Origin of the sequence: Serratia marcescens (assembly GCF_001902635.1) — a bacterium.
GTDB classification, from domain to species: domain Bacteria; phylum Pseudomonadota; class Gammaproteobacteria; order Enterobacterales; family Enterobacteriaceae; genus Serratia; species Serratia marcescens_F.
Genome location: NZ_MJAO01000004.1, coordinates 119,752 through 143,660, shown reverse-complemented (window position 1 = coordinate 143,660; position 23,909 = coordinate 119,752). Strand labels below are relative to the sequence as shown.

Here is a 23,909-nt window from a genome sequence, read left to right as displayed (position 1 = left end):
GCCTTCGGCCCCTGGCTCGGTCGAGGTGCGTGAGCCACATGGGGCATCTCACTTTTATCGACCGAAAATGTCACGAACGCCTGCAGAAAAACGCTAACTGATCAGCATTGCGGTAAAAGCCGGGCCGGTTATTACACCCTATTGCCAATCTGGCTGAGCCGCGGCCACACCAGCATCAACGCCGCCAACAACCGCAGCAGGTCGTCCCGGCTTGCCCCTTCGCGCGCCTGCACCGACATGCCTTCAATGGTGCAAATCACGTATTTCGCCAACAGCGTGGTGTCGGTTTTCGCCAGCAGCTCACCCTGCTGCACCTTGCGATCGAAGCAGGCTTTCAGCGCCGCTTCCTGTGCATGATGCTTTCTGCGCAGCATCTGGGCAACGTCGTCGGAAGACGACGACAGCGCAGCGGAGGCGCACACCATAAAGCAGCCGGAGGGCGTATCGGGATCGGTAAACACGTCGACGGAAGAGCGCACATAGGCTTCGACGATCTCGGCGACCGGCAGCTCCTGCTCCAGCATTTGGTTGGCGCAGGCCGTGTACTTCTGCAAATAGCGCTCCACCGCCGCGCGGAACATCCCTTCCTTGTTGCCGAACTCCGCATACAGCGTCGGCGCTTTGGCGCCGGTCACTTCCACCAGATCGGCCAGCGAGGTGGCTTCATAACCGTGCCGCCAGAACAAATCGAGCGCGCTTTCCAGCGCCCGGTCGCGATCAAACTGTTTCGGTCTGCCGCGGCTTTTTTTGCCGCAGACCTCTTCATTGATGCTCATCGTTCCTCTCCTGTCCCGCCCCACAGCGGGTTAGCACAAATAACTTAACGATCATTATAAAAAAATATTGCGCCCTCGTCGAGAACCGATTAGCATTTACTTATCGATCGTTAATAAAAATTAACGGCCTGGATTAAAACTCGTTATAAACCGTTATCGGAAAGGAAATAACATTATGAAAAACTTAAAATTAACCTTAGCAGCGCTCACTCTGGCCAGCGTTTCCTTCGGCAGCTTCGCCGCCGACTTGGTCAACAGCCAACCGGCCAATCAACAGAAAGTGGGGGTCGTCACCGTCAGCGGAGCCTCCGATCTGACCTCGCTGGAAAGCAGCCTGGCTGCCAAAGCCGATCAGGCGGGCGCCAAATCCTTCCGTATCATCGGCGCAGGCGGTAACAATCAGCTGCACGGCACCGCAGTAATCTATCAATAACAATCTGTTAAGTCTGAGTAACGCGCAGCCTATTGCGCTCGGCGCCAGGGCGTCAACAAAATTAATTAACGAACATTAAAAAAATACTTGCAATCCGTAGAAGCGATGCCTAACATTAAATTATCGATCGTTAATTAATTTAACGACCTAACAAGATAAACATCGAACAGAACAAAGATAGGAAATAAGACCATGAAAAACCTGAAAATGACCATCGCCGCCATCGCACTGGCCACCGTCTCTTTCGGCAGCTTCGCCGCTGAACTGGTGAATGCTCAACCAGCCAACCTGCAAAAAGCCGGCGTAGTGACCGTCAGCGGCGCGTCCGACCTGAGCAGCCTGGAAAACAAACTGGCGGCCAAAGCCGACGCAGCCGGCGCCAAATCCTTCCAGATCATCGCAACCACCGGCGACAACAAACTGCACGGCACCGCGATCATCTACAATTAATTGCCAGACCGGCAATCGTGCAAAAGGGCGGCTCAGGCCGCCTTTTGTTTTATCTGCCCGCCAACGCGCCGGTCGGTTTACGGGATCCACCCCAGCAGCCTGAACCACAGATAGTCCAACGGCACCAGCAGCGCAAAGCTGAGCAACGCCAACAGCAGGCACAGTTTCAGCCCCTCGCGCGCCGGCACTTTGCCCATGCCCATCGCCACCACGATCGGCGAAGCCTGGTACGGCAGCAGCGGCGTGGCGTAGCCAATCACCTGGGTCATCAGCACCGTCAGCAGCGGCAAACCGCTGCCCGCAGACAACGTCTGCGCCAGCGGGGTAAACAATGCCGGCACGCCGTTGGCAGTCACCACGAAATTCAGCAACGCGGTGATCCCCACCAGCGAGCCGAACGCGGTGAACGGTTTGCCATGCAGATCCGGCATCATTGCCAGCAGCGCGCCGCCCAGCCGATCGCCAAGCCCCGAATGGCCGACCAGCGCGGTCAATCCCAATATCCCCGCCACATAGATGCAGGTGCGCACGTTAACCCCGGCGGCGAACTGATCGCCGTTGAGAAAACCGCAGCGCGGCAGCAGGCAGAAACAGGCCGCCGCCAGCCCCACCCAGGCGGGAGCGATACCGTGCCAGCTGTCGGTCATCCACAGCAGCACCGTGGCGCCCAGCAGCGCAGTCAGCCGCCATTCGGCGGCGCTGAGCGGCGTTTGTGCTGCCTCGGCCGCCACCGGCTGCGGCCGGGCGCGGAACAAACCGCAGATGCACAGCGTCAGCAGCGCGCCCTTGGCCAACCCGAGCACCGGTGCATGCAACAGCAGATAGGAGAGGTAAGCGAAGTGGCTGCCGTAGGCGCTTTCCGCCGCGCCGCTCATCACCAGATTGGGCACGTTGGCCGGCAGGATGCTGGCGGAGAGCTGGAAAGTGCCGAATCCCACCGCCAGCGCCAAACCGATACGGCCGCGCGAACCTTCCGCCAGCCCGGCGCGATCGGCCAACGCCATGACGATCGGCATCAGCAGCGTAATGCGCCCCATGTTGGAGGGCATGACAAACGCCAGCGCATAACTTATCGCCACCACGCCGCCCACCAGGCGGGGCCAGGAGCCGGCCAAATGCGGCAAGAGTCGGTTAGCCAGGCGATCCGCCAGCCCGGTGTTGCGGATGGCGGTGCCCAACACGAAACCGCTGAGCACCAGCCAGAATGCAGAAGACGCGAAACCGGAAAACGTCACAGCGGCCGGCGCCAGCTGCAACACCATCACCGCCGCGAAGAACAGCAGCGCGACCAAATACTCCGGTAAGCGGGCGCTGGCCCAGAGTGCGATGACCACCAAGGTGACCAGCGCAGACAGCGTCTGGGGATCCCCCAACATAATTCCCTCCCTGATAAAACGTTGTGATTGTTATCAAACGGTTAACAGGGTGGCACAAGGTGCGGTCGCTAACCTTGAAACCGCTCACATATCGTCATTTTGCAGATTTTTCAGCATGCAAACGTTGCAACCGTGGTGGCCGGTATTGCCGCGCCGCGCCGTCAGCAGCGTGAAACCCAGCGCGTAGTACAGTCCGATCGCCTCTTTCAACTGCTCGGTGGTTTCCAGATAGCAGTAACGATACCCTGCCGCCCGCGCCGCCTTCAGCGCCTGCACCACCATATAGCGCGCCATGCCCAGCCCGCGCGCCTCGGGTTTGAAGAACAGCTTCTGCAGCTCGCAATAGCCGGGCTCTTCACCGGCCAGCGGCGCCATGCCGACGCCCCCCACCACCTGCCCGTCCCGCTCCAGCACCCAGTAGTGGCCGCCGTTGTCGCGATACAGACCGGTCAGCCGGTCGAGATCCGGATCGTGCAGGCTGACCCCCTCCATCTTGTCCATACCGTACTCGCGAAACACGTCGCGAATGATCGCTGCCATCGCCGCATCGTCGCGCGCGGCGATCGGCCGCACCCGCAGACTGGCGTCGCGCTGTTTGCGGGCGCTGCGCAGCGCCGCAGTCATTTTTTTCATCGCCGCGGTGGTGCTCGCCAGTTCATCATCGTCCAACTGCGCCAGCGCCGCCTGCATGAAACCGTCGGCGTCGCTCTCGATGCCGGCCAGCGTTTTGCCGCCCTTTTTACTCAGCCGATGCAGGTTATGCCGCTTGTCATCCGGGTGATCCACCGTTTCGATCTCGCCGGCGGCGACCAGGCTGCGCAGCGCCCGGCTGGCGCTGGCCTTGTCGATGCACAACCGGGCCGCCAGCTCGGTAACGCCCAATGGCTGCTCGCTGACTTCGATCATCAAATGGATCTGCAGCGGCGAAAAGCGCGAGCCGTTGCTCTGCTTGTTCAACATGCCGAATTCTCTGACCAAACTGCGCGCCAATGCTCTGAAATCCCTGATATTCACTGCGGTATGCTCCCCGTTCCGTCACGTTTAATCTACGTCGAACGATTTTTTGGTTGATAGTGTTACCTAATTTGGAACATAACGATAACGCATAAACAATCATGAATGAATAACCACCAGCGCTCACGAATATGTCAAAACATTTCAAACAACAGATAATCACTCTGACTAACTTATTTAGTTAGACACTAAATATCGATTAATTAATAAATAAAGAAACAAAAAACCAGATAAAACAGGAAAGAAATATCGCAAAACAATAGAAAGCAAAAAACCAAATCGCAATGCATTGAAAAATAATAAATAAAAACAATTAACGTGAAGTTTGATATCAACAACTTGAACGCTATGACGTCAATTGTGGTTACACATTTCCTTCCGCGCTCCCGCCTCCCCTGCGCCCTTTACCTTTTTGCCAAAAGTAGCCCATGCTTTAACGGCTCCTCTTCTTCTGGCTAACCGGGACGCTGGCTCATGACGAAAAAAACCACCCTGCTGCAATTCTTCCACTGGTACTACCCCGACGGCGGCAAACTGTGGCGGGAGGCCGCCGAACGCGCCCCGCACCTTGCTGAACTGGGCATCACCGCTCTGTGGCTGCCCCCCGCCTACAAGGGCGCTTCCGGCGGCTACTCCGTCGGTTACGACACCTACGATCTGTTCGATCTGGGCGAGTTTGACCAGAAAGGCAGCGTGGCCACCAAATACGGCGACAGGGCAGCACTCGAACATGCCGCCAATACGCTGCGCGAACACGGCGTGGGCGTGCTCTACGACGTGGTGTTCAACCACAAGCTCGGCGCGGACGAGAAAGAACGGGTACACGTGTTCAAGGTGGACGCCAACAACCGCAACGACATCGACGACCAGGGCTTCGATGCGCTGGCCTATACCCGCTTCACCTTCCCCGGCCGCCAGGGCGTGCATTCCGAATTCATCTGGGATTACACCTGCTTCAGCGGCGTCGATTATGTCGAACAGCCGGACGACAAGGGGGTGTTCAAAATCGCCAACGACTATGGCGATGACGGCTGGAACGATCAGGTCGACGACGAAAAAGGCAACTACGACTATCTGATGGGGGCCGACGTGGAGTTCCGCAATGCCGCCGTGACTGAGGAGCTCAAATACTGGGCGCGTTGGCTGTTGGAAAGCCTGCCGTGCGACGGCTTCCGCCTGGACGCCGCCAAACACATTCCCGCCTGGTTCTTCAAAGAGTGGGCGGATCATGTGCGCGGCAGCGCACAGCGCGACCTGTTTATCGTCGCCGAATACTGGTCGCACGATCTGAGCGCGCTGCAACAATACATCGAGTTGGTGGGCGGCAAGGTGATGCTGTTCGACGTGGCGCTGCACCTGAAGTTTCATCAGGCGTCGAAACAGGGCGACGGCTTCGACATGGCACAGATCTTCACCGATACCCTGACCGCCGCCGATCCGGCCCACGCAGTAACGCTGGTCGCCAACCACGACACCCAGCCGTTGCAATCGCTGGAAGCGCCGGTGGAACCCTGGTTCAAGCCGCTGGCCTACGCGCTGATCCTGCTGCGCGAACAGGGCGTGCCCTGCGTGTTTTACCCCGACCTGTATGGCGCCAGCTACCGCGACAAGGGGCGCGACGGCGGCGAGTACCAGATTGACATGCCGGCGATCCCAGAGCTGGAGAAGCTGATTGCCGCCCGCCAGCGTTTCGCCAACGGCCCGCAAACCGACTACTTCGACGACAACCACTGCGTGGCCTTCAGCCGCGCCGGCACCGCCGAGGCCCCCGGCTGCATGGTGGTGCTGACCAACGGCGGCGAGAGCGGCAAGACCGTCGCACTGGGCACCGATTTGGCGCACACCGCCTGGCGCGATTTCCTCGGCAACCGTCAGGAGGAAATCACCACCGACGGCCAGGGCTGCGCCCACTTCCCGGTCAACGCCGGCAGCGTCAGCGTCTGGGTACCGGCCGCCAGCCTGTAAGCGCCCGCCGCCGCGTAATGATGACGCGGCGGCAAAACTAATGTTTGCCTTTCGGGTCTAACTTACGCTATCAACTGCGCAAGCCATTCACACCGGAGCCTAAATAGGGTACAAGGCTGCATGAAAATTCCAAAACGACTCCAGCCGCTGGTCGATGACGGGTTAATCGACGAAGTCATCCGCCGTTTGAAAAGCGGCAAAGAAGCCGACGTGTTTATCGTGCGCTGCGGCGATGAGATCCGCTGCGCCAAAGTGTACAAAGAAGCCGAGAAGCGCAACTTCAAACAGGCCGTGCACTATCAGGAGGGGCGCAAGGTGCGCAATAGCCGCGATGCGCGCGCCATGAGCAAAGGCTCCAAATTCGGCCGCCAGCAGCAGGAAGAGGCCTGGCAAAATACCGAAGTGGACGCGCTGTATCTGCTGGCCAAGGCCGGGGTGCGGGTGCCTCAGCCGGACATTTGTCTGGACGGCGTGCTGCTGATGGAGCTGATCACCGACGAAGAAGGCCTGGTGGCGCCGCGCCTGAGTGATGTCACCCTGACGCCGGAACAAGCGCGCGCCGATCACGCCCTGATGATGAACTACGCGGTGCGCATGCTGTGCGCCGGGTTGGTGCACGGCGACCTGTCAGAATTCAACGTGCTGATGGATAAAGACGGGCCGGTGATCATCGATCTGCCGCAGGTGGTGGACGCCGCCGCCAACAACCACGCCAAAAACATGTTCGAGCGCGATATCGGCAACCTGGCGGAGTATTATGGCCAGTTCGCGCCGGAGCTGCGCGACAGCCAATACGCCAAAGAGATCTGGGCATTGTATCAGGAAGGCAATCTGACGCCGGACAGCGCCCTCAGCGGCCGGTTCAGCGAAATCCAGAAGCGCGCCGACGTCGGCTCGGTGTTGGACGAGATCCAGGCCGCCAGCGAGGAGCATCAGCGCCGCATGATGGCACGCAACGCCGAAGAGTAACGCGCCGCATTACTCGACGCGAAACACGTCCGGCCGCTGCGGCGTCGCCGCTTCGTGATAGATATCCCCCAGATAGCCGGCGATCTCCTCTTCGCGCAGATCGGCCGGCAGCACGATATCGTAGCTGGGGGAATACTTGCGCTCCGGCAGCGCCACGCGGAACAGCCGCCATTCGTCCCCGATGCGCTTCACGCCCACCAGACGGCCGAACACGTTAAAAATCATCATCCGCCATTCCCCCTCTCGTCGCTTTCAGGCTATAACACTGTGATGCCGCCGCAGTGAAAAGGAAAGCGTATGAGTGAAAAAACGCCGCAGTTCTGGCGCGATCCGCAGTTGCCGTTTGTCGAAGCCCGCGCCATCGCGGATGGCCGCCAGGTGTGCTACAGCCTGCACAGCCACGAATTCTTTTCCATCGGCGCCATCACCGGCGGCGTCAGCACCTATGTCAACGGCGAGCGGCGCATGCAGGTCGGCGCCGGCGATCTGGTGATTATCAACCCGCAACAGGCGCACGCCTGCAATCCCATCGCCGATCGTCGCTGGTCGTACATCATGTTCTATCTCGATCTCGCCTGGATCGGCGCGCTGCAGCAGGAGCTGCTCGGCGGCGACGGCAGCCGTTTTGTTCCGTTCAGCCGGCCGCTCAGCCGCGATCCGGCGCTGTTCCACGGCCTGAACCGGCTTTACGCGCTGCTGACGGATCCGCAGTGCTGCGCGCTGGAAAAACAGATCGCCATGGTGGAGTATTTCAGTGCCCTGCAACGCGCACTGGGCGATATCCGCCAGCCGGAGACGCCGCCGCATCCCCGGCTGGCTGCGGCGGCAGAGTTTATCGACGCGCACTGCGCCCAGCCGCTGACGCTGGAAGACATTTGCCGCGCCGCCGCGCTGTCCCCCTCTTACCTGATCCGCGCCTTCCGCCAGCGCTACGGCATGACGCCGCACGCCTATCTGGTCAACCGCCGCGTGCAGCACGGCCATCGGCTGTTGAAAAGCGGCCTGCCGATCGCCGCGGCCGCCAGCGAAAGCGGCTTTGCCGATCAGGCGCACTTTCAGCGCACCTTCAAACAGCTACTGGCCGCCACGCCCGGCCAGTATCAAAAACCTTCCGCCAGCAGATAGCAGGCGCTGGTGGCCAACAACAGCGCCATCGCCCGGTTGAAACGCCGCACGTTGCGCGCCTGCCGCAGCAGGCCGCGCAACATCGCGCCGACATAGGCCCAGCAGGCCACCGAGGCATAGCAAATCACGAAGTAGAGCCCGGCGAACTGCCACAGCAGCAGCATATCGCCATCGCCGACAAAGGCGCCGAGGCTGGCCACCGACGCCAGCCACGCCTTGGGGTTCAGCCATTGCATCAGCGCGCCGTAGCGCCAGGAAGGCGCCCGCGCCGCGCCGTTGCCCAGGCGGCCGTCGTCAAACGCCAGCCGGTAGGCCATAAACAGCAGGAAGGCCACGCCGGCCCACTGGATCAGTCGGGTCAGCCCTGGCCACAGAAGCAGCAGCTGGTGCATGCCTAATCCCAGCAGCAGCAGCAACAGGGTAAATCCCAGCGTGGCACCGAACACGTGGCGCTGGGCCGCGCCAAAGCCGAATTGCGCCCCGGCGCTCAATGCGACGATGTTGACCGGGCCGGGGGTGATGGAGGCCGCCAGCGCAAACGCGGCCATGGAAAGGTAGATACTCATGATAGGCACCTGAAAAAATATTCACAGGCGCCAGAATGCCGGCCGCCGCCGACACCGTATTGAACAGAATTGCCCTGTTCGGTTTAACGCGCGATCGCCGCCCGGCGGCGCGGCAGCCCGAAGGTGTTGACCGCCATGCCGGCCAGCACCAGCAACGCGCCGCCGAATTGCGCGGGCGACAGCGCTTCGTCGAGCAGCAGCCAGGCGGCGAACAGCCCGACCAGCGGCACCAGCAGCGTCAGCGGCGCAACGCGCCAGGTTTCGTAGCGCCCCAGCAGGCTGCCCCACACAGAATAACCGAACAGCGTGGCGGCGAACGCCAGATAAGCGACCGCCAACCAGGTGCCGACCTGCACATGGCTCAGGCTGCTCAGCACCGCCTGCGGGCCATCGAACAGCCAACTGCAGGCCAGGAACGGCACTACCGGGATCGGTGCGCTCCATACCACCAGCGATAAAATATTACGCTGCGGGAAATCGGTCAGGATCTTCTTGTTGGTCAGATTGCCCAGCGCCCAGGAGAACGCCGCCGCCAGCGTCAGCAACAGGCCCGCCAGCGGCACCGCGCCGCTGCCCGGCTTATGCAGGCTGGCCTGCGCCAGCACCAGCATGCCGCCGCTGGCGATAGCGATACCGACGAAATGGTTGACGCGCAGCTTGTCGCCCATCAGCAGCACGCCCAACAGCAGGGTGAAAAACACCTGCGCCTGCAACACCAACGAGGCCAATCCTGCCGGCATGCCCACCTTGATGGCGACGAACAGAAAGGCGAATTGCGCGAAGCTCATGGTCATGCCATACAGCAACAACCATTTCCAGGGGATCGTCGGGCGCGGAATGAAGAAGATCGCCGGTAACGCCACCAGCAAAAAACGCATCCCGGCCAGCAAAAACGGCGGCATGCCCTGCAAACCGAACTTGATTACCACGAAATTCACGCCCCAAATCACCACCACCAACAGCGCCAACAGCCGATCGCGCAATGTCATCCTCGCCCCGCTTATCCCATTGAAAATTCACTTTACCTTGCAGGTTACAACCAAACCGGGCGTCTGGACACCGGCAAGCGCCGGCGATTATTCGGGCATCAGGCCGATGAAGGTGGTCTTTTTACGCGGGCCGGTCATCAACGCTTCCAGCTTCTCCACGCACTGCAGGTAATGCGGGGTGCGCTTGTGCGCCGCCACCGCCTGCTCGTCGCGATAGGCTTCGTAGATGTAAAACCGCGTCGGAATATGCTCATCCTGCAGCACATCGAAGCGCAGGTTACCCGGCTCTTCGATCGCCCCCAGATGATTGGCGCGGAAAACTTCGATAAATTCGTCGATCTTGTCCTGTTTAACGTTGATCTCTACCAATGTGACATGCATGACAACTCCTTGTTTGAGCGGCGCACCGTAAAATGACTCTTTCCAACCATAGGTTTATTCCCGTCGATTGCCTTGCCTCAGCGGCAATTTTGCCGCCTGGCTCACAAATCGCGCCGACGCCGCCCGCTTCTCCCCCGGCGGGGTAAGACGGCGGCATCTATAGTTAACATTCCTCCCCCTGAGAGCATAGACTATGGATAACTACTTGATGGCGCTGGACGCAGGAACGGGCAGCATTCGCGCGGTGATCTTCGATTTGGCGGGCAACCAGATCGCGCACGGCCAGGCGGAGTGGCAACACCTGGCGGTGCCGGGCGTGCCCGGCTCGATGGAGTTTGACCTCAACCGCAACTGGCAACTGGCCTGCCAGTGCATCCGCCAGGCCTTGCAACGCGCCGGGCTGAGCGCCCAGGCCATCCGCGCGGTCGCCTGCTGCTCGATGCGTGAAGGCATCGTGCTGTACGACCGCAACGGTGTGCCGATCTGGGCCTGCGCCAACGTCGATGCGCGCGCCAGCCGCGAAGTCAGCGAGCTGAAAGAGCTGCACAACCACGGTTTCGAACGCGAGGTATACCAATACTCCGGCCAGACGCTGGCGCTGAGCGCCATGCCGCGCCTGCTGTGGCTGGCGCACCATCGGCCGGACATCTATCGCCAGGCGGCGACGCTGACCATGATCAGCGACTGGCTGGCCAACATGCTGAGCGGCGAGCTGGCGGTCGATCCTTCCAACGCCGGCACCACCGGCATGCTGGATCTGGCCAGCCGCGACTGGCGGCCGGCGCTGCTCGACATGGCCGGGCTGCGCGCCGATATTCTGTCGCCGGTGAAAGAGACCGGCAGTGTGTTGGGGCGCGTCACCGAACAGGCGGCGCAGGAATGCGGACTGTTGCGCGGTACCCCGGTAGTGATGGGCGGCGGCGACGTGCAGCTCGGCAGCCTGGGGCTCGGCATCGTGCGTGCCGGGCAGACGGCGGTGCTCGGCGGCACCTTCTGGCAGCAGATCGTCAATCTGCCGGAACCGGCCATCGATCCGGAGATGAATATCCGCATTAACCCCCACGTCATTCCCGGCATGGCGCAGGCGGAATCCATCAGCTTCTTTACCGGCCTGACCATGCGCTGGTTCCGCGACGCCTTCTGCGCGGAAGAGAAGCTGCTGGCGGAGCGGTTAGGGGTCGACACCTACAGCCTGCTGGAAGAGATGGCGGCCAGGGTGCCGCCGGGCGCCTACGGCGTGATGCCGATCTTTTCCGACGCCATGCATTTCAAAACCTGGTATCACGCGGCGCCGTCGTTCATCAATATGTCGATCGACCCGGAGCGCTGCAATAAACAGACGCTGTTCCGCGCGTTGGAGGAGAACGCCGCCATCGTCTCCGCCTGCAATCTGGAGCAGATCGCCGCTTTCTCCGGCGTGCAGGCGCGTTCGTTGGTGTTCGCCGGCGGCGGTGCCAAGGGCAAGCTATGGAGCCAGATCCTCAGCGACGTCACCGGCCTGACGGTGCGGGTGCCGGTGGTGAAAGAGGCCACCGCGCTGGGCTGTGCGATCGCCGCCGGCGTCGGCGCCGGGCTGTACGAGTCGCTGGCCGAAACCGGCGAGCGCCTGGTGCGCTGGGAGCGCGAGCATCAGCCGGACATGACCCACCATGCGCTGTATCAGGAACAGAAAGCCACCTGGCGGCAGGTCTACGCCGATCAGCTGACGCTGGTGGATAACGGCCTGACCACCTCGCTGTGGAAAGCGCCGGGGCTATGAACATTACCGGGCGCCGCAGGGCGCCCGGCATGACTATCGCACGACAGGGTTGTTTAAGGCAGGGCCTCAGGCAACACCAACCCGCCATCGACGACGATCGTCTGCCCGGTAATATAACCGGCTTCCTGAGAGGCCAGGAAAAACACCGCCGCCGCAATATCGTCCACGGAGCCCAAACGTTTCAAAGGAACGCTTTTTTCTATCTCAGCAATATAGTCCGTGCCCATTTCACAAAGCCCCTCGGTCAGAATATTGCCCGGCAAAACGGCGTTGACGGTAATATTGTCGGCGGCAAATTCGAGCGCCGCCGAACGCATAAAGCCCAGTTGCGCCGCTTTGCTCGATGAATAATGCGCCCAGCCGGGATAGCCCGTTAACGGCCCGGTAATCGATGAAGTCAATACAATTCGCCCGCACGCTGATTGCTTCAACCAAGGGTACGCCGCCTGCACGCTGAGGAAGGTGCCTTTGCTGTTAATGGCATGCACATCATCCCACTGCTGCCCCGTCATCTGATGCAGCGGCACTGAAGGGAAAACGCCCGCATTGCAGCACAATACATCCAATCCATTATTTTTCAAGGCAAAGCGTTCTGCGGTCGCGTTAAGTTTCTCGGCATCGCGGATGTCGCACGCATAGCCTTGCAGCGCCAATCCCATCCCCTGCGCTTTCTCCTGCGCGGCGGCGATTTTTTCTGCGCTGCGCCCCACGATCCCCACCCGCGCGCCTTTTTTGGCGAAATAAAGCGCAATACCCAATCCAATACCGCCGCTGCCGCCGGTTACCAGTACTTTTCTATTTTCCATGTTGTTCTCCATTAATCGCCACCTCGGTTAAAGCTGAAAAAAAATAAAACCAATTAACGGTATGATTGAAGCGACGGCAAGTCAAATTCACCGCATTTAATATCAATTAAATACCTCGTGAAAAATTCAAAATAAATTATTTTAATAAATATTATTGTACGTGAATAAAAAATATCAATGCCGCTTTTATAGCGGCATCTTTATTCATTATCTTCTTCCCGGCGTTGCCGATGAATTCGTGGTGCCTCTTGCTCGGTTCGCCGTCAACCGTAATTGTTCCCCCTCAGAAACAGTGTAAACACCGCAGATGGATTTATCCGCCGCTGCGGCCTGCCGTAGATTGTGATTTCGATCACGCCCTGCGCGTGGCCTGCGCATTCACCTGAGACGAGCGGCATTATGCTGAATAATAAAGATAAACCTGCATCATCCCCGTGGCCGGCGATCTTCTCGCTGACGGTCGCCTGTTTTGTCATGGTCACCACCGAATTTCTGCCGATCGGCCTGCTGACCAACATCGCGCCTTCGCTCGGCGTCAGTACCGGCACCGCCGGGCTGATGGTCACCATGCCCGGCATCGTGGCGGCGGTGGCGGCACCGGTGCTGAGCCTGGTCTCTGGCCGGCTGGACAGGCGCCTGCTGATGCTGGGCCTGTCGCTGCTGCTGATAGTGTCCAATCTGGTGGCGGCGCTGGCCGTCAGCTTCCCGATGATGCTGCTGGGCCGTGTGCTGCTGGGCATTTGTGTCGGCGGCTTCTGGTCGTTCGCCGCCAACTACGGCCGCCATCTGGTACCGGAAGCCAGCCAGGGCCGCGCCACCGCGCTGATCCTCAGCGGCATCTCGGTCGGCGCGGTGTGCGGCGTACCGGCCGGGGCGCTGATCGGCGATCTGTTCGGCTGGCGCGCCGCCTTCTTCGGTGGGGCGGCGCTGGCGGTCGGCGTGCTGCTGGCGCAGTTGCGTTTGCTGACGTCCGTGCCCCCCTCCCGGCCGGTCACGACGCGCGATCTGGTGCTGCCGCTGCGCCTGCCGATGGCGCGTATCGGCCTGATCGCCATCGTGCTGCTGTTCATCGGCCACTTCGCCGCCTACACCTATCTGCGCCCCTTGCTGCAACAGGTGTTCGTACTCAGCCCGTCGGCGATCTCGCTGCAGCTGTTGGCCTATGGCGCCATCGGCCTGCTGGGCACCTTCCTCGGGGAACGTCTGGGCGAGTACAGCCTGCGCGCCACTTTTATCCTGATCGCCGCCATGTTGGCGGGCATCCTGATCGTCTCGCCGCTGCTCAGCGGCCTCGGCGGCGCTACGCTGATGGTGATGGTCTGGGGGCTGGCCTTTGGCGCCGTGCCGGTGTGCGCCACCAACTGGATGTTCGCTGCGGTGCCGCAGGCGCCGGAAGCCGGCCAGGCGCTGCTGGTGTGCGTCGTCCAGATCGCGCTGGCCTCCGGCGCGTTGCTGGGCGGCGAAGTGGTGGACTGGCAGGGCGTCAGCAGCGCCATGCTGTTCGGCGGCGCGCTGATCCTCTCCGCCGCGCTGGTGTTCGGCCTCAGCTTGCGCTCCAGCGCGATTGGCGCTAAACAATGTTAATCATTATTTATCCGCAGAAACACGCCCCGCACACCGCCGGGGCGTTGCGCTGAGAGACTATGGACCATCATTTACTCGCCATCCGGGTTTTCAACCGCGTGGTGGAAACCGGCGGCTTCACCCGCGCCGCCGATTCGCTGGGCATGCCGAAAGCCACGGTCACCAAACTGATCCAGAGCCTGGAGGATCACCTGCAAACCAAGCTGTTCCAACGCACCACCCGCAGCGTGTCGGTCACCCGCGAGGGCGAATGCTATTATCAGCGCACGGTGAAGTGGCTGGCGGATCTGGAGCAGATGGAAGGCTGCCTGACCGAATCACAAAGTTCTCCGCAGGGCGTGCTGCGTATCGACACCGGCGGCGGCACCGCGCGCCGGCTGCTGTTGCCCGCGCTGCCCGATTTTCTGGCGCGCTACCCGCAAATACAGATCGATCTTAGCGTCGGCGACCGCGTGATCGATCTGATCAGCGACAGCGCCGACTGCGTGATCCGCAGCGGCCCGCTGGCCGACTCCAGCCTGATCGCCCGCCGTCTGTTCGATCTGGACTGGGTGAGCTGCGCCACCCCGGCCTATCTGGCGCGCCACGGTATCCCGCATCACCCATGCGATCTGGAACAGGGTTTTCCGATGGTGCATTATCGCCACCCGATCAACGACCGTATCCATCCGCAACGCTATGTCGAGCGCGGCAAAGAGATCGCCATTCAACAACGCTACCCGGTCAGCATCAATGAGGGCAACGCGCTGCTGGCGGCGAGCCTGGCCGGGTTGGGCATCATTCAGACCTACCGTTTCATGGCGCAACCGCACCTCGATAACGGCGAGCTGGTCAGCCTGCTGCACGACTGGCAGCCGCCGCCGGAGCAGATGTACGTGGTCTACCCCTCCAACCGCCACCTCAGCGGCAAGCTGCGGGCGTTTATCGACTGGGCGGTTGAGACGTTTCATTAACCGCTCTCGCCGGCTATAGTGGCTTATCTTCCGGGCAACGAAATGGTCGCACCATGCGTATCGAACCTCTGCCGGCACATCGCCGGCGTATTGACGAACTGGCCGAGTTACTGCATCAGGAATGGGGCGCCTTTGCGCAATGGAGCAGCCGCGACACCATCAGCCAGCGTCTGGCCGAACGCTGCGCGCCCGGGCAGCGGGGCGTCGTGCTGTTGGCACTGTCGCCGCAACAACAGATTCTCGGTACCGCCAGCCTGACATTGTATGAACTGGCGGATAAACCGGAGCGCCAATACTGGCTGAGCGAAGTCTTCACTCACCCGCAACACCGCGGCCAAGGCATTGCCCGTCGCTTGATTGCACGCTGCGTCGAACACGGCCGGGCCCAGGGCATAGACGAACTCTATTTGTACACGCCCGATCAGCAGGCGCTGTATCAGAAACTCGGCTGGCGCTCGCTGGAGCAACGCCAGATCGCCGGCGAAGCCGTCACGGTGATGAGCCGCACGTTGTCGCCACACGCAGTGTGATATTATTCGCCGCACATTGACTCCCGACGGACAACCACCATGGCCTACATCCCCAAAAACTATGCGAAGCTGGAAACCGGCTACCGCGAAAAAGCGCTGAAACTGTTCCCCTGGGTGTGCGGGCGTTGCTCGCGCGAGTTCGTCTATTCCAACCTGCGCGAGTTGACGGTGCACCATATCGATCACGATCACAGCAACAACCCGGAAGACGGCAGCAACTGGGAAATGCTGTGCCTGTATTGCCACGACCATGAGCACTCGAAGTACACCGAGGCCGATCAATACGGATCGACGGTGGTGGCCGGTGAAGATGCCCAGAAGGATATCGGCGTCGCCACCCACAACCCGTTCGCCAATCTGAAGGCGATGATGAAGAAGTAATACAGAAACAGCTTAATAGGCCACTAACTTATTAAGCTGTTAAATAACTAACCCTCTCGCCCACTCCACCACTTCCCAGAGAATTCCTACTTACCCATCCGGTCTATTCACCGCAAAATAAGCTGCGCAGTTAACAACATACTGGCTTGGCAAGCTGCCGCTGTTGGTGCATATTGTTCACGAGTTGTTCTTGTTAACCTGTTTAATTATCAACCTAATAAGCACATTAACTTAATAAGTTATCAGCTTAATAACTTGAGAGATGGCAGCATGATTGTTCTGATTGGCTCGCAAAAAGGCGGCGTCGGCAAGTCGACGAAAGCGGTGAATATCGCCGGATATCTGATTCTCAAGCAGGGCAAGACGGCGATCATCGTCGACGCCGACGACCAGAAATCGATCATGACCTGGTATAACGACCGTCAGAACGTTGAGGGGCTGCCGCACATTCCGGTGGTGGCCGCGTCGGGCAAAATCAAGGAAACGCTGCTGGAACTGGATCGCCATTACGACTACGTGATCGTCGATACCGCCGGCCGCGACAGCGCCGAACTGCGCTCCGGCCTGCTGGCCGCCGATCTGTTCCTCTCGCCGCTGCGCCCTTCGCAGATGGATCTCGACACCATCGGCTATCTGTCGGAGATGTTCTCCACCGCGCAGGAGTACAACGAGAAGGTCAAAGGCTACATCGTGCTGAACATGTGCCCGACCAACATCTTCATCAATGAAGCCAACGAAGCGGCGCAGGTGCTGAGCGAATACCCGGAATTCACCCTGGTGAGCAACCGCCTGTGCGACCGCAAGATTTACCGCGACGCCTGGGGCGAGGCCATCACCGTGCATGAGGCGAACAACGAAAAAGCGCAGGCCGAGATCGAATGCCTGGTGAAAGAGGTGATCCTGTGAAGAAACGCACCCCCACCCACCGCATGTCGGAAGACGAATTCATCAACAGCGCCACCTCGCACACCCTGCCGGTGGCAGTGCCCGCGCCGGAAGCCAAACCGGCCGGCCGCAAGCGCACCTACAAGGCGATTTCCGTCAGCCTGACGGACAACCACATCGACGCCATCGATGAGGTGATCGTGCAGGCGGCGCGCAACGGTATCGTGCGTATCACCCGTTCCGACATCATCAAGCTGGCGATCGACGGGCTGGCGGAGAAAAGCGAAGCACAGCTGCTGGAACTGTTGAAGAAACTCTGAACGCGCGACGGCCTGCCGGTTGAACATATCGACAGGCCGTCGCTTGCCGCGCCCGAAAGATCCGCCACGGCAGAAAAATAACCAGCAATATAATTAATAGCCTGGGAGTTTTTATCGCGCCGCCTGTCGCCCTATTCCATGCTGAAAATGAGTATCCGCATAAACCAACGTTATGACGGCGAGAAAAACATCTGAATATTCCCCTTCATTCACTTCCCGCTATCACGTCGAATTTAAAATAAGCAATCATATGAGTAAGTTAAGGTAAATTCATACCGTGGGTTGAATATGAGTGTGATATAAGCAGCCAGAACTCTCTTTATAATATAAGGAACCGATAATATGCCAACGATGGGTAAATCCCTGCATTACCTCGACGTGGGGTCAGGTTTTCCGTTGCTGCTTGGCCACAGCTATCTGTTCGATCTGAACATGTGGGCGCCGCAGTTTGAAGCGCTGGCTAAACGCTACCGCCTGATCGTGCCGGAGCTTTGGGGCCATGGCGACTCACCGGCGCTGCCGGCCGGGCGAACCAGCCTGTCGGATATCGCCGCCGATCATCTGGCGCTAATGGATCGCCTGGATATCGAAGAGTTCGGCATCGTCGGCTTGTCCGTCGGCGGCATGTGGGGCGCCGAACTGGCGGCGCTGGCGCCGGAGCGGGTAAAAGTGTTGGCGCTGATGGACAGCTACCTGGGCGACGAAACACCGGAAGCGCGGCAACGCTATATGGGCATGCTGGCCGCCGTTGAACAGGCCGGCGCCATCGCTTCTCCATTGCTGGAGCATGTCGCTTCGCTCTTTTATTCCGATGACGTACCCGACGCGTTGTTGCAATCGCTGTTGTCTCAACTGCGAGACCTACCCGCCGATCGCCTGCGCGAGAGTATCGTGCCGCTCGGCCGGATGATCTTCGGCCGCCCCGACAAGCTGGCGCTGCTGGAAAAAATCACCGCCGCCAGCATCGTGATCACCGGTGCGCAAGATAAGCCACGCCCACCGGCGGAGGGGCAGCGCATGGCGGAGATGCTCGGTTGTCGGCATGTGCTGATCCCCAACGCCGGGCATATCAGCAACAAGGAAAATCCGGCGGCGGTCAACGAAACGCTGTTGGCATTTCTGGCTGAAAACACCACGCCGCTGTTTTGGTAAAGATTCCCCGGGCCGTCAGGCCCGGCGAGTCATTCCGCGCGCCGCATAAACCCGTGTCGGCTCAGGATTTCCTGCCCCTGTTCGCTCAAGATAAATGCGGCCAACCGCTGCGCGTCGTCATCCAACAGGCATAAACCGTAATCCGCCTCGATGTCCAGCGGCGGCGCCAACGGCCGCACCGCCAACGTCGGGTAGGCGGCTAAAGCCGGAGCATAGCTGGCGTAGCCGAGAAAAATATCCGCCTGCCCGCCGGCTATCAGATATTCCGCCGCCAATCGGCCCGCCGGCACTGGGGCGGAATCCCTGCCGCCAACCAACGGCAGCGCCCGGCGGCGCAGCGCTTCCCCTTGCCCCGGCCAGTATTGCTCGCAGCGTTCGAAAAGCCGCTGCGCATAATCACCGGAAGGATCTGCCCCCGGTGTCGAGGTGGCAAGGCACCAGTGCGGATCGAACAGCACCTCTGGCAGCGGACGTTCAGTTAATGCCGGCACGTTGCGTACCGTCACGCATAGCCGATTGCGCGCAAAAATCTGCACCGCGCCCGCCATTCCAAGATCCGCCAACCTTTGCGGGTGCGCCACGTTGGCCGAGGCGAACAGCTGTGGCCGTTCGCCGTTCTCTATCCGTTGGCGCAATAACCCCGCCGGGCCGAATTCCGCCGTGACTTTTTGCCCGGCGTGCCGCTGGAACGCCGACAGCAGTGGCGCAAACGCCAGCCGCAGGCTGCCGGCGGCAAACAGCAGGATATCACTCATCATGTCGCTCCAATTGGCTGCGATACAGCGGCACCAGCGTCGCGTAGCGGCGGCCCGCCACCGTGAGCGGCACCCGTTCGATCGCCAGCTCGAACAGGGGCGACAGGGATTGCGCCGTTAGCACCTCGCGGCAGGCCCCGAGCCGGCTGCGCCCTTCTTTGCCCAGCAGCAAAGCCCGATCGGCCACCGCGTGAGCATGGTTCGGCTGGTGCGTGGAGAAGATCACCGCCAACTGTTGCTCCCGCGCCAGGCGAGCCATCAGGCTCAACACCCGATCCTGGTAATGCAGATCCAGCGCCGAAGTCGGTTCATCCAGGATTAACACCTTGCAGCGCATTGCCAACGCGCGCGCGATCATCACCAACTGGCGCTGGCCGCCGGATAGGCTGCCGAATTCACGCTCCGCCAGATCCTGTAAACCCAACGTTTGCAACGCTTCTCTCGCCAGCCGATGATCCTTGGTTGACGGTGAACGGAACAGGCCAACATGGCGCGCCCGCCCCATCAATACGATATCCAGCACCCGATAGGCGAACGGCGGTGAAAAGTGCTGCGGGACAAAGCCAATCTCACCACGGCGTTCAATCTCGCCGGATTGCGGCGTCAGGCTGCCTAACAACAACTGCAGCAGCGTGCTTTTGCCGCGCCCATTCGGGCCTAATACTGCCAGCACTTCGCCGCGCCGCAGCTGAATGTCCAGATGTTGGAACAGCGGTGCCCCGCCCGGCCAGGCAAAACTCACCCCCCTGGCGGCCAATAAGGTGTCAGTCATGCCAGCCTCTCACTTGCGCGCGGCGCAACAGCAGCGCGAACAGCGGCGCGCCAATCAGCGCGGTCAGAATGCCCAGCGGGATTTCGCTGCTGCTCAGCGTGCGCGCCAAATCGTCGATCACCAGCATGTACAAAGCCCCCAGGCAAAGCGAAGCCGGCAGCAGGTGCCGGTGATCCGGCCCCACCAGCCGCCTCGCCACGTGCGGGATCACCAGACCGACCCAACCTATGCTGCCGCTGACCGCCACCTGGGCGGCCACGATGGCGGCGCACAGCGTCAAAATCAGCCAGCGGGTGCGCTCAACGTTGATACCCAACGCAGCGGCATCCTCATCGCCTAACGACAGCAGATTGATGCGCCAACGCAGCGCCAGCAGCAAGCCGCCGGCCACTAGCAGAGGTGCAAACAGCATCAACAGCTTTTGCCGATCGGCGGTGGCAAAGCTGCCAAGCAGCCAAAACACGATGCTCGGCAGTTTCTCTTCGGTATCCGCCAGATATTGCATCAGGCTGACGCAGGCGGAGAAGAAACCGCTGAGGATCACCCCCGCCAGTACCAAAGAGAGAATATTGCGCCGCACAATGGCGCTGGTGAGCGTGAAAATCAGCAGCAGTGCCGCCATGCCGAAAACAAAAGCCGACAGCAGCAGCACCGCCAACGGCAGGCTGAGCAGGATAGCCAGCGTGCCGCCGAAGGCCGCGCCGGAAGACACGCCGATGATATGCGGATCGACCAGCGGGTTGCGAAAGACGCCCTGCAAGGCTGCGCCGCACAGGGCCAGCGCCGCGCCGGCACCCATCGCCAACAGCACCCGCGGCACGCGCACGCCCAGGATCACCTGGCGTTGGATAGCATCGATGCCGGCATAATGCTGCCCGGTGAACGGCTCCAGCAAAATCATCAGGCTGTGCGTCATCGGCACCTGAAAGCGGCCAACGCCGAGCGAAAACAGCGCGCAGCACAGCGTCAGCAATGCCAGCCAGCCCAGCCTCATTGCCCGCTCTGGCAGCAGGTGGCGCGGTAATAACGTTGATAGTAAGCATCGACCCGCTGCTGCAGATTGATATCGGCAAAACGCTGCGGGTAAAGTTTTTTCGCCATCCACAACTCACCCAACGCCATCGCCTCCGGCATCGGATACCCCCAGGCCTTGGCGTACTCCGGCATCAGGTAGACCCGCTTATTCTTCACCGCGTCGATCGGCTGCCACTGCGGTGACGTCAGGATCTGTTTCACCACGTCCGGGTAGCGCTCCTGCACGAAAATCACCGCCGGATCCCACTTCAGAACATCCTCGATAGAAACCTGTTTAAACCCCTGAATCTCCTTCGCCGCCACGTTGAGCGCACCGGCGTGCCGCATCATCAACCCGGTATACTTGCCGGCGCCGTAGGTGGTGAGATCGGGGTTGGCCATATACACCCGCACCCGTTGATCTTCAGGCAGATCGCGCAGCCGTTCGGCGACCAACGCGCGCTGTTGGATGACGTCCTTAATCAACGCTTCGGCCTGAGGCTGACGCGCCATCACCTCGCCGATCAGGCGAATGCCGTCCTGCAGCCCCAGCGTATAGGCCCGATCTTCATCACTCAGCTGGGGATTCATTTTGCCCGCCTGATCGGCCGCTTCGCGGCGCAGCGAGACCGCCACCACCGGAATACCCGCCCGTTCGATCTGCGCAATCATCTCCGGCGGTGCATAGTTGGCCACGAACACCACCTGCGGATGCAGGCCGAGCAGGCTCTCGATGTTCATCGTGGTCAGATCGCCCGGCATCGGCAGGGTCGCCAACGCCGGCGCCAGCCGCAGGTAGTTCGGCCCCAGCTGCTTTTTCCAACTGCTGAGCACGCCAACCACCTGAGGCATGGCGTCAAGCTGCACCAATAGGTTCAGCGTCTGGTGTTGCAGCACCACGGCCCGGGTGATGTGGTCGGGCAGCGTGACCTGGCGGTTGAGCTGATCGGTAACCTGGCGATCCGCCAAGGCGGCGGTGGAAAACAGAGTAAGCGCCAGCAGCAGGCGCGGGAGAGCGTTGAACATAGCAGTGACCGGTTGACTATCGTTATATATTTAATGATATAGCGATGCGCATGGCGAAACAATCGTCGAGATCAAACCGGATGCAGAATGCGCTGAAGGAAGGAGGAGAATTGAATGGTGGCCAAGGGAACGGATCCGCCAGTCAGGTGGCGGACCCAATACGGCCTGAAAAACGCTTACTGACCTACAGAGGCCAGCCCTTTGCGGATCCCTTCGTCAGCTTGCTGGCACCAGGTTTTCAGCCCCTGCGGCGCTTCCTGTTCCAACGCAACCGCTTTGCCATCGTCGTTCAACACCTTACCTTCACGGCCCAGCGCTTCACGCTTGTCGCCGTCACGCGTGTCTACGCCGCCGGGAATGCCTTCCACGTAGGCCACCATTTTCTTAGCGTTGTCGATGCTGTCCGCTTTCAGGAAACCTTTATCGACGCAGTAAGACATCAGCCCGGAAGTATTGCGCGTGATGTCATACACGTTCTTCAACGCGGCAGGATCCATCCCTTCAGCATTGGCGGTGTTGAACAGACCCAGAGTCGCGGCAATGACGCCGGTCAGAATACATTTTTTCATTGTTGACTCGTTTTAATAATGAATTATTTGATTTTGAATTATTTACATAATTAATATGAATGCCGATACTTATAACGGCGGCCACAGAGTAGCACAAGCATAACGCGTTAATCACTGTAATTACGTCACCCCTTAATAAAACGAAAACCATCACTTTCCGTCTGGCGTGACGCCCCTCTCGATTCAAGCCAAGAATAATCTCACAAAGAGATTATTCGTATGGGAACGGTGGGTAAAAGGCATACATCGTGCAGCACTTTGCCAAAATCAAGGGCGTGACATAGCCTCTCAAGGAGCACCATACCTTAACAGGAGAGGACCCCTATGATTCATTCCATACGGCCACCGCACTATGATGACAAGATCATATTCGATATCACCATGAACCTATACCTTTATCCGGCGGTGATTATTGCGCATCGCCTGGGGATATTTGAATTTATCGCCGAGCGCCCTTGCAACATGGTCGACATTGGCGCTGCGACAAACATTGATAAGCGGCCGGTTGAAGCCATAATGGCGGCATTGGAAGCGTTGAAATTAATTACCTCCGAAAAAGGAAAGTTTTATCTCGCTCCGGAGACAGACGCTTTCCTGTTAAAAAGCAGTCCGCACTATTTTGGTTATTATTGGGATTTGCTGTATGACAACAGCGAAACCTTTTCGCTGAAAAATCTGGAAGGCGCTATCCGGAAAAATATACCGCAGGTCTATGGCGAACAGGAAGTGTACGAAACGCACGGGGTCGATGCCGACAAAGCCGACCGATTTACCCGCGCTATGCATAGCCTGAGCATCGGTTCAGCCAGCCTGTGGCCAACGCGCCTCTCCTTGTCGTCGCATCGCGTGGCGCTGGATATCGGCGGCGCCTCCGGCATTCACGCCATCGGCCTGATGGCACACTGGCCCAGATTGACGTGTACCGTCTTCGATCTGCCGGAAGTTTGTCCGTTGGCCACCGACTACGCGCAACGTTACGGTTTCAGCGACCGCATCAGCACGCACGGCGGCGATATGTGGTGCGATCCCTACCCTTCAGCGGATCTGCATCTGTACTCCAATGTCTTTCACGGCTGGACAGCGGACAAAAATCGCTTTCTGGCGCAAAAGAGCTATGACGCACTCCCCGTCGGCGGCAGGATAGTGATCCACGAAGCGTTGTTCGCCGACGAAAAAGCCGGCCCATCGGCTCTTGCCGGCTACAATCTGCTGATGCTGGGTTGGACGACGCAGGGGCGCCAATATTCCGGCAAGGACATCAGCGACATGTTGACCGATGCGGGCTTCGATACGCCGCAGGTGATACCGTCGCTCGGCTATTACAGCATCGTGACGGCGCAAAAGGTTTAACCTAAAGCG

The 23,909-nt window shown here is 60.0% G+C and carries 27 protein-coding genes; 14 read left to right on the top strand and 13 right to left on the bottom strand.

Annotated elements, in window-relative coordinates; all coding sequences use genetic code 11:
• Nucleotides 1-131: 131 nt before the first annotated feature.
• Nucleotides 132-776 (bottom strand): TetR/AcrR family transcriptional regulator, encoded by a 645-nt coding sequence (locus tag BHU62_RS05210; RefSeq protein WP_073529531.1) that lies wholly within the window; start codon nucleotides 774-776, stop codon nucleotides 132-134.
• Between the two features lie 175 nt (nucleotides 777-951).
• Between BHU62_RS05210 and bhsA (BHU62_RS05205) the strand changes: the two genes are divergently transcribed.
• Nucleotides 952-1,209: a multiple stress resistance protein BhsA gene (gene bhsA / locus BHU62_RS05205; protein WP_073529530.1), complete on the top strand. Its 258-nt coding sequence runs from the start codon at nucleotides 952-954 to the stop codon at nucleotides 1,207-1,209.
• A gap of 192 nt (nucleotides 1,210-1,401) precedes the next feature.
• Nucleotides 1,402-1,659: a multiple stress resistance protein BhsA gene (gene bhsA / locus BHU62_RS05200; RefSeq protein WP_073529529.1), complete on the top strand. Its 258-nt coding sequence runs from the start codon at nucleotides 1,402-1,404 to the stop codon at nucleotides 1,657-1,659.
• Nucleotides 1,660-1,736: 77 nt separating this feature from the next.
• Here the strand turns inward: bhsA (BHU62_RS05200) and BHU62_RS05195 are convergent, their stop codons facing one another.
• Nucleotides 1,737-3,035: an SLC13 family permease gene (locus BHU62_RS05195; RefSeq protein ID WP_073529528.1), complete on the bottom strand. Its 1,299-nt coding sequence runs from the start codon at nucleotides 3,033-3,035 to the stop codon at nucleotides 1,737-1,739.
• Between the two features lie 84 nt (nucleotides 3,036-3,119).
• A complete protein-coding gene (locus BHU62_RS05190) occupies nucleotides 3,120-4,025 on the bottom strand; it encodes a GNAT family N-acetyltransferase (RefSeq protein WP_078062021.1) in 906 nt (301 codons plus the stop codon).
• Nucleotides 4,026-4,523: 498 nt separating this feature from the next.
• Here BHU62_RS05190 and amyA point away from each other — a divergent pair, with 498 nt between their 5' ends.
• Complete coding sequence (gene amyA / locus BHU62_RS05185) at nucleotides 4,524-6,014, top strand: alpha-amylase (protein WP_073529526.1); 1,491 nt, start codon at nucleotides 4,524-4,526, stop codon at nucleotides 6,012-6,014.
• Nucleotides 6,015-6,134: 120 nt separating this feature from the next.
• On the top strand, nucleotides 6,135-6,983 hold the full coding sequence (locus BHU62_RS05180; RefSeq protein WP_073529525.1) for a PA4780 family RIO1-like protein kinase: 849 nt from the start codon (nucleotides 6,135-6,137) through the stop codon (nucleotides 6,981-6,983).
• Between the two features lie 9 nt (nucleotides 6,984-6,992).
• On the opposite strand, the gene BHU62_RS05175 is transcribed toward BHU62_RS05180, so the two are convergent.
• Nucleotides 6,993-7,211, bottom strand: a complete 219-nt coding sequence (locus BHU62_RS05175) for a hypothetical protein (RefSeq protein WP_073529524.1) — start codon at nucleotides 7,209-7,211, stop codon at nucleotides 6,993-6,995.
• A gap of 69 nt (nucleotides 7,212-7,280) precedes the next feature.
• Here BHU62_RS05175 and BHU62_RS05170 point away from each other — a divergent pair, with 69 nt between their 5' ends.
• Nucleotides 7,281-8,108 carry an AraC family transcriptional regulator gene (locus BHU62_RS05170; protein WP_073529523.1) on the top strand — a complete coding sequence of 276 codons (828 nt, stop codon included), beginning with the start codon at nucleotides 7,281-7,283 and terminating at the stop codon, nucleotides 8,106-8,108.
• Here the strand turns inward: BHU62_RS05170 and BHU62_RS05165 are convergent.
• The 3 genes from BHU62_RS05165 to lsrG form a co-directional block, all read right to left on the bottom strand.
• Entirely contained in the window at nucleotides 8,084-8,674 is a 591-nt protein-coding gene (locus tag BHU62_RS05165; protein WP_073529522.1) for a LysE family translocator, read from the bottom strand. The two genes, BHU62_RS05170 and BHU62_RS05165, sit on opposite strands and share 25 nt — an antisense overlap.
• 83 nt (nucleotides 8,675-8,757) lie before the next feature.
• A complete protein-coding gene (locus BHU62_RS05160; protein WP_073529521.1) occupies nucleotides 8,758-9,663 on the bottom strand; it encodes an EamA family transporter in 906 nt (301 codons plus the stop codon).
• Nucleotides 9,664-9,750: 87 nt separating this feature from the next.
• A complete protein-coding gene (gene lsrG / locus BHU62_RS05155; protein WP_073529520.1) occupies nucleotides 9,751-10,044 on the bottom strand; it encodes a (4S)-4-hydroxy-5-phosphonooxypentane-2,3-dione isomerase in 294 nt (97 codons plus the stop codon).
• Between the two features lie 193 nt (nucleotides 10,045-10,237).
• Here lsrG and lsrK point away from each other — a divergent pair, with 193 nt between their 5' ends.
• Nucleotides 10,238-11,803, top strand: a complete 1,566-nt coding sequence (lsrK, locus tag BHU62_RS05150) for an autoinducer-2 kinase (RefSeq protein ID WP_073529519.1) — start codon at nucleotides 10,238-10,240, stop codon at nucleotides 11,801-11,803.
• 53 nt (nucleotides 11,804-11,856) lie between these two features.
• Here lsrK and fabG read toward each other — a convergent pair whose 3' ends face one another.
• Nucleotides 11,857-12,609 carry a 3-oxoacyl-ACP reductase FabG gene (gene fabG, locus BHU62_RS05145; protein ID WP_201788367.1) on the bottom strand — a complete coding sequence of 251 codons (753 nt, stop codon included), beginning with the start codon at nucleotides 12,607-12,609 and terminating at the stop codon, nucleotides 11,857-11,859.
• A gap of 399 nt (nucleotides 12,610-13,008) precedes the next feature.
• Here fabG and BHU62_RS05140 point away from each other — a divergent pair, with 399 nt between their 5' ends.
• The 7 genes from BHU62_RS05140 to BHU62_RS05110 all read left to right on the top strand — a co-directional run bounded on the left by BHU62_RS05140 (nucleotide 13,009) and on the right by BHU62_RS05110 (nucleotide 18,414).
• A complete protein-coding gene (locus BHU62_RS05140; protein ID WP_073529517.1) occupies nucleotides 13,009-14,193 on the top strand; it encodes an MFS transporter in 1,185 nt (394 codons plus the stop codon).
• A 59-nt stretch (nucleotides 14,194-14,252) separates the two neighbouring features.
• Complete coding sequence (locus tag BHU62_RS05135) at nucleotides 14,253-15,146, top strand: LysR family transcriptional regulator (RefSeq protein WP_073529516.1); 894 nt, start codon at nucleotides 14,253-14,255, stop codon at nucleotides 15,144-15,146.
• Nucleotides 15,147-15,199: 53 nt separating this feature from the next.
• The gene (locus tag BHU62_RS05130; protein WP_073529515.1) at nucleotides 15,200-15,676 is read left to right on the top strand and encodes a GNAT family N-acetyltransferase; all 477 of its coding nucleotides are present in this window, start codon (nucleotides 15,200-15,202) and stop codon (nucleotides 15,674-15,676) included.
• A 39-nt stretch (nucleotides 15,677-15,715) separates the two neighbouring features.
• Entirely contained in the window at nucleotides 15,716-16,057 is a 342-nt protein-coding gene (gene yajD, locus BHU62_RS05125; RefSeq protein WP_004939576.1) for an HNH nuclease YajD, read from the top strand.
• Between the two features lie 270 nt (nucleotides 16,058-16,327).
• Nucleotides 16,328-16,963, top strand: coding sequence for an AAA family ATPase (locus BHU62_RS05120; RefSeq protein WP_033641002.1), 636 nt, complete (start codon nucleotides 16,328-16,330; stop codon nucleotides 16,961-16,963).
• The gene (locus tag BHU62_RS05115) at nucleotides 16,960-17,262 is read left to right on the top strand and encodes a hypothetical protein (RefSeq protein WP_073529514.1); all 303 of its coding nucleotides are present in this window, start codon (nucleotides 16,960-16,962) and stop codon (nucleotides 17,260-17,262) included. Before BHU62_RS05120 ends, BHU62_RS05115 begins: the two co-directional genes overlap by 4 nt.
• A 351-nt stretch (nucleotides 17,263-17,613) precedes the next feature.
• Nucleotides 17,614-18,414, top strand: a complete 801-nt coding sequence (locus BHU62_RS05110; RefSeq protein WP_078062020.1) for an alpha/beta fold hydrolase — start codon at nucleotides 17,614-17,616, stop codon at nucleotides 18,412-18,414.
• A 29-nt stretch (nucleotides 18,415-18,443) separates the two neighbouring features.
• Here BHU62_RS05110 and BHU62_RS05105 read toward each other — a convergent pair whose 3' ends face one another.
• The 5 genes from BHU62_RS05105 to BHU62_RS05085 all read right to left on the bottom strand — a co-directional run bounded on the left by BHU62_RS05105 (nucleotide 18,444) and on the right by BHU62_RS05085 (nucleotide 22,550).
• Nucleotides 18,444-19,169: a substrate-binding domain-containing protein gene (locus tag BHU62_RS05105; protein ID WP_078062019.1), complete on the bottom strand. Its 726-nt coding sequence runs from the start codon at nucleotides 19,167-19,169 to the stop codon at nucleotides 18,444-18,446.
• Nucleotides 19,162-19,941: an ABC transporter ATP-binding protein gene (locus tag BHU62_RS05100; protein WP_073529511.1), complete on the bottom strand. Its 780-nt coding sequence runs from the start codon at nucleotides 19,939-19,941 to the stop codon at nucleotides 19,162-19,164. The genes BHU62_RS05105 and BHU62_RS05100 overlap by 8 nt, the downstream gene beginning before the upstream one ends.
• Nucleotides 19,934-20,935, bottom strand: a complete 1,002-nt coding sequence (locus BHU62_RS05095) for a FecCD family ABC transporter permease (protein WP_073529510.1) — start codon at nucleotides 20,933-20,935, stop codon at nucleotides 19,934-19,936. Before BHU62_RS05095 ends, BHU62_RS05100 begins: the two co-directional genes overlap by 8 nt.
• Entirely contained in the window at nucleotides 20,932-21,981 is a 1,050-nt protein-coding gene (locus BHU62_RS05090) for an ABC transporter substrate-binding protein (RefSeq protein ID WP_073529509.1), read from the bottom strand. Before BHU62_RS05090 ends, BHU62_RS05095 begins: the two co-directional genes overlap by 4 nt.
• A gap of 176 nt (nucleotides 21,982-22,157) precedes the next feature.
• Nucleotides 22,158-22,550 (bottom strand): hypothetical protein, encoded by a 393-nt coding sequence (locus tag BHU62_RS05085; protein ID WP_073529508.1) that lies wholly within the window; start codon nucleotides 22,548-22,550, stop codon nucleotides 22,158-22,160.
• A 324-nt stretch (nucleotides 22,551-22,874) separates the two neighbouring features.
• On the opposite strand from BHU62_RS05085, the gene BHU62_RS05080 reads away from it, so the two are divergent.
• Complete coding sequence (locus tag BHU62_RS05080; protein ID WP_073529507.1) at nucleotides 22,875-23,900, top strand: methyltransferase; 1,026 nt, start codon at nucleotides 22,875-22,877, stop codon at nucleotides 23,898-23,900.
• Nucleotides 23,901-23,909: the final 9 nt, after the last annotated feature.